The following is a 3,695-nucleotide window of genomic DNA, read 5'->3' as shown; positions in this document are numbered from 1 at the left end:
CCTCGTGGCTGTGCATAAGCCGAGCAAACAGGGCGATCAACGCAACCACCACGTCCACTTGCTGATGTCTGCCCGCAAAGTGGGCGCTGATGGTTTAGGGGAACGAGCCTGCGCGGAGTTTGATGCTCGACAAGGGGGCGGAACACGCGCGCTACGGCAGATTAGAAAAGACATCGAACAGGTGATCAATGGACACTTGGCTATGGCCGGACACAAGAGTCGGGTGGATCACCGGTCACTCAGGGCTCAAGCCAGGGACGCTGCACTCCAAGGCAACTTTGAGCGCGCACGAACCCTCACCCGCAAGCCGATGCGCCACCTTGGGAAGGCAAGAGTTGCCGTCGAGCGGAAGTCTAAGTTCACCGCAGAGATACACGGTGTCGGTGGGAAAGAGGCCGCGATGTCGCTCAGTAGGATCTTGATGGCACACATGAAGCGAAGTGGGGGCGTGCTCCACGACGCCCCAAAGAACCACAATCACGCAGCAGCGTTGCGCGAACTAAGAAGGGAGCAGTTAGGCAAGGATAGCGATGCTGGTGTGCCCGCACGGGGCGCGACGGGTAACCCTGTCAGCCAGGCCATGAACCGATTGGCGGGTGCCTCGGTGCCCAGAGGCATCCATACTGCTTACAGTGGCCAGACACGGCACCTGAGTCGGGTTGCGCGCTTAGCCCGGTCAACAGGCAAAGACGCGGAGATGTTGAACGCTGAGGCGAAGCTGATCGAAAACTGGTTGGAAGCGCAGCGCGAAGTTGCCCAGCAAGCATTAGAAGTGTTGCGCCTTGTTCCTGGCATCCAAATCGAACCCGAATTCCAGCAAGCGCACTCGGCCTTGGTTTGCCGTCGTGTCGACAGCTATGCAAGCAAACCGTTCTTGTTTGAAGACACCGAGTCCCTAGCAAAGGCGGTAAGCACCTACGCGCGGATGGTGATCAGGCCCTACCGGGCCCGCATGGAGGTGCTGAATGCCCAAGCAGCGCTTTCTGAGCATGGAGATGCTCCGACCACCCACGCTGCCATTCGAGCGCGCAGAGCGCTAGCCCGATCAAAGGTCCATGTGTCACCTCGGATTGTCGCCATCCAAAATTGGCGGATCAATCAGGCACGCCAGAAGATGATGGACGCCTGCAAAAGCTTGGAGAAGAACTTCGCAGTGCCGACATTGGAGGTTCTAAGCGCTGATGTGACTAGGAACGAAGCAGATGAGTCAGCCGCGCAGCAAGCAGGGAACTGGGAGCTGAAGATCAGGCGACCCCGTTTCGTCCCTTGATTCCTGTCCACCTGGCACAGGTGTGAGAAGCAWCAACAATATTTGGATATGCTGCGTTGACGACTATAAGGAAGAGGCAGAAATGGAGTTCGAGAAGATCCGGTCAGCGGTCAGGCTCGCCGAATACGCGGTCGTCAACCGGCGACCGCTTCGGACGAGGGAAGACGCACTACGTGCCCTCTCAGAGGAGCTCTTAGTCGGCCCATGGTTGATCATGAGTGGCCTCGGCATCATCTGGAAGCGTTTGCTCTGGGTCTTCGTCCTGACGTCGATCATCGTGGCCGGTCTTTGCCTTGTTGAGCGGGCTTTCAATCCCGTCATGATCCTCGCCGCGCTGACACTCGGCGTTATCAGCGTCTACTTTGGCCTTCCTACTCGCACGGTCCTTGCTGGTGTCACCGCAAAGTCCGTTGGAGAGCTTGCAGGCGCCATCGAGCGGCTGGTGAAAGATCAGGGGGAGTTGGAGCGCTTGTCGTCTGGGGTGCAGCTCGTGAAAACGCAAACGACCGAGCGAATGGCGCGGTTCAACGTATTCATTGGCATCGTCTGGGGCGCGTTGTTCTGGCTTGCCACGGCACGCGTGCTTTCCCCGACCGTCGCCCAGGATGTTTTGGAGACCAGTCTCTTCCCAACCATTGCTGCCGCAATCTCGTTCATCGGGCTGTTTGTGGTCTCAGTTGGCTACGCAGCTGCTGTCCGTGTCGTCTATCAGACGTTGGACTTCGCCCTGTTGGAAGTCAAAGCGACGCTTGTCTTGCGGGTGTAGCCCTGGGTCCGCGAACTCAGCGGCTGCCTAGACTAGGAGAGCCAGAGTCGGGCTTATAAGCATCAGGCTCTGCGGAGCGTTCTGCTGAGACTGCTGTCCAAAGGCGCGGGCTCCGCCTAAACAGAGCCCGTCTCGCTAAAAATCAGCCCGGATACGCGGGGAACTTCTCATCAGGGTGCTTGGACTTCCATTCTTTATAGGCCGCCGTGCCTTCCCAAGCCGCGAACGAGCGAGGGGTACGGCCTCGGCCAGACCAAGTTTCCTGAGTGTGCGGCAGCCAGTATTTCTGGGCGACTGCCTTCTTTTCACCAGAAGTCTTCTTTTGGCGAGCTTGCCCATTAAACGAACCGCCAACCTGGTTCGCAATATCGGCCTTCTGCTTAGACGTCAGATGCTGTCCGTAACGAGTCAGCAAATCCGAAATCTGCAGAAACGCATCAGAGGCTTCGTCTTCAATCAATTTTGCTTCTTGCTCTTCCAGCTTACGCAGCTCTTCGGCAAGCTTGGCTTTTGCAGAGGCAATTGAATCAAGGGTCGGTTTGCTCATTTGGTAATTGGTCTCTTGAATAGTAGGAAATAATATCAGGCCTTTGTCCGATAAAGGAGAACTGAGCGTAAGGCGAAGCCCGGCGTTTCTTAGTTCGCCAAACGATAATGCAAGCCATCTGTCCAGATGCAGGGCGAAATAGTCTCATTCATCTTCATCGTCTTCCGCTTCTTCCAAGGTCAAGAGGGTCAGGGTGCGGCCATAAGAGCCTAAGCCAATCACCTCTTCCGTGAGGTAGACACCACTCTTAGCACCGAAGAACCAATCACTGGCTTCCGCACTATCACTGTCTTCCATCCCCACTCTTATTGCATCGGGATCATCAGCCAACCTCTGAGTAGCGCTTTCAGGGGGGACCTTCGTGTTGCGACCCAATGGCTTTGCCCACCCAACGTGCGATTGGAGTGGATAGATCGCACAAAACTCAACGCGACCATTTAAACACTGCAACACCCCTGTGGGCAGGTGCCCTATTTCCGCGTAACGCAATGCGGCGGCAGTCAATGAGGTATTGCAGGTTTCCGCTAGTGAACGAACAGCAGCCATGCCATCGCCGTTCTTATTAATAATTGGCTTGCATAGTGATTTTGGCATCATCAAGCACGATGCAAAATAATCCGCCTCTCGCTCGATTGGGTCTGAGGATCCAAAGCCACCCCGAGATGCGTGCTCGCTCCCCTGCTTAAAAATATGTTCGGGATGACCATCGAGGCAGAAGTGGCCCAATTCATGAGCCACGCTGAAATTCTGAAATCCTGGGCTTTCGATATGAGTGGCGTAAATGATCGCAAAATCATTCCCCTGACGCAGTAGCCATCCTGATGCACCCGTGGAACCAGCTGGTTTTGCATGCACCTGGATGTCCAAGTGCTTTGCAATTTCCATGGGATTAATCGGAAGTGATAGGACTCCCGCATCGTTGAGCATGTCCTGCGCTTTGGCTTCGATCTGCCGCCGACGATAACTATCCATCTCTCTTCCTTGTATCGGCCAATGACTTAGCGACGGCTTCAAGCATCTTGATGTCGTCTTCCGTGGCCTGTCCCAAATGCCGAGCAATCCTCGAAGCGGCTGCCATGTCATCTGGGCTGTCAACGAGCCCCATCAGGTAG

At 55.7% G+C, this 3,695-nt stretch carries 4 protein-coding genes; 2 read left to right on the top strand and 2 right to left on the bottom strand.

Features of this window, described 5'->3' with window-relative positions; all coding sequences use genetic code 11:
• Nucleotides 1-1,270 (top strand): MobA/MobL family protein (locus AC1DQP_RS18005; protein ID WP_478052153.1); only part of this gene is annotated, 1,270 nt, incomplete at its 5' end.
• An 82-nt stretch (nucleotides 1,271-1,352) separates the two neighbouring features.
• Nucleotides 1,353-2,036 (top strand): hypothetical protein, encoded by a 684-nt coding sequence (locus AC1DQP_RS18000; protein ID WP_478052152.1) that lies wholly within the window; start codon nucleotides 1,353-1,355, stop codon nucleotides 2,034-2,036.
• A 142-nt stretch (nucleotides 2,037-2,178) separates the two neighbouring features.
• On the opposite strand, the gene AC1DQP_RS17995 is transcribed toward AC1DQP_RS18000, so the two are convergent.
• Together AC1DQP_RS17995 and AC1DQP_RS17990 are read right to left on the bottom strand one after the other, a co-directional pair.
• Complete coding sequence (locus AC1DQP_RS17995; protein WP_164222797.1) at nucleotides 2,179-2,583, bottom strand: H-NS family nucleoid-associated regulatory protein; 405 nt, start codon at nucleotides 2,581-2,583, stop codon at nucleotides 2,179-2,181.
• A gap of 144 nt (nucleotides 2,584-2,727) precedes the next feature.
• Nucleotides 2,728-3,555: an ImmA/IrrE family metallo-endopeptidase gene (locus AC1DQP_RS17990; protein WP_478052151.1), complete on the bottom strand. Its 828-nt coding sequence runs from the start codon at nucleotides 3,553-3,555 to the stop codon at nucleotides 2,728-2,730.
• Nucleotides 3,556-3,695 lie beyond the last annotated feature (140 nt).

Source organism: Stenotrophomonas sp. P5_A8 (genome assembly GCF_056400545.1).
The sequence above is the reverse complement of the archived record's forward strand: the minus strand, read 5'-3'. Positions and strand labels throughout refer to the sequence as shown.

Coding starts and splice junctions, on each gene's coding strand:
- AC1DQP_RS18000 (WP_478052152.1), top strand. CDS start 1,353: ATGGAGTTCGAGAAGATCCGGTCAGCGGTCAGGCTCGCCGAATACGCG.
- AC1DQP_RS17995 (WP_164222797.1), bottom strand. CDS start 2,583: ATGAGCAAACCGACCCTTGATTCAATTGCCTCTGCAAAAGCCAAGCTT.
- AC1DQP_RS17990 (WP_478052151.1), bottom strand. CDS start 3,555: ATGGATAGTTATCGTCGGCGGCAGATCGAAGCCAAAGCGCAGGACATG.